The 1,278-nt window shown below is 57.7% G+C and carries 1 protein-coding gene; it reads left to right on the forward strand.

The features are described from left to right. A partial coding sequence (locus AC1RSM_RS18635; protein ID WP_492934061.1) for an Ig-like domain-containing protein occupies positions 1 to 1,278 on the forward strand: 1,278 nt, incomplete at both ends.

Consider the following 1,278-nt stretch of genomic DNA (forward strand, 5'->3'; position numbering starts at 1 on the left):
CTACACCACCACCGTTAACGCCGACGGTAAGACCTGGAACGTAGATGTTCCCGGTGCCGAACTGGCTGCTGATTCGAACGTACACGCCAAGGTTGAGACCGAAGACGCCGCAGGTAACCCTGCTTCGGCCGAAGCTGACCGTGGCTACGGTGTGGATACCGATCTGCCCGAAGCCGCTATTACGATCGACACCATTGCGGGTGACGACGTCATCAACAAGGCTGAGTCCGAGTCTGACGTGACCATTACCGGTACGGTTGGCGAAGATGTGAAGGCCGGCGATACCGTGACCGTAACGGTCAACGGTAAGGACTACACGACCACCGTTAACGCCGATGGCAAGACCTGGAGCGTGGACGTTCCCGGTGCTGAGCTGGCTGCTGATTCGAACGTACACGCCAAGGTTGAGACCGAAGACGCCGCTGGTAACCCTGCTTCGGCTGAAGCCGACCGCGGCTACGGTGTGGATACCGATCTGCCAGAAGCGGCGATCACGATTGACACCATCGCTGGCGATGATGTGATCAACAAGGCTGAATCGGAAAGTGATGTGACCATCACGGGTACCGTGGGCGAAGATGTGAAGGCTGGCGATACCGTGACCGTGACGGTTAACGGTAAGGACTACACGACCACCGTTAACGCCGATGGCAAAACTTGGAACGTGGACGTTCCTGGTGCTGAGCTGGCTGCGGATTCGAACGTGCATGCCAAGGTTGAAACAGAAGACGCCGCAGGTAACCCTGCTTCGGCTGAAGCCGACCGTGGCTACGGCGTAGACACCGAGCTGCCCGAAGCAGCGATTACCATCGACACCATCGCTGGCGATGATGTGATCAACAAAGCCGAATCGGAAAGTGATGTCACCATCACGGGTACGGTTGGCGAAGATGTGAAGGCTGGCGATACCGTGACCGTGACGGTCAATGGTAAGGACTACACGACCACGGTTAACGCGGATGGCAAGACTTGGAACGTAGATGTTCCCGGTGCCGAATTGGCCAAGGACAGCAATGTTCACGCCAAGGTCGAGACCGAAGATGCGGCTGGTAACCCAGCCAGCGCTGAAGCTGACCGTGGCTACGGCGTAGACACCGAGCTGCCAGAAGCCGCTATTACGATCGACACCATCGCTGGCGATGATGTGATTAACAAGGCTGAGTCTGAGTCCGACGTGACCATCACCGGTACCGTGGGCGAAGACGTCAAGGCCGGCGATACCGTGACCGTGACGGTCAATGGTAAGGATTACACGACCACCGTTAACGCCGATGGCAA

It is taken from the genome of Alcaligenes sp. GW821-FHT11D07 (assembly GCF_058808495.1).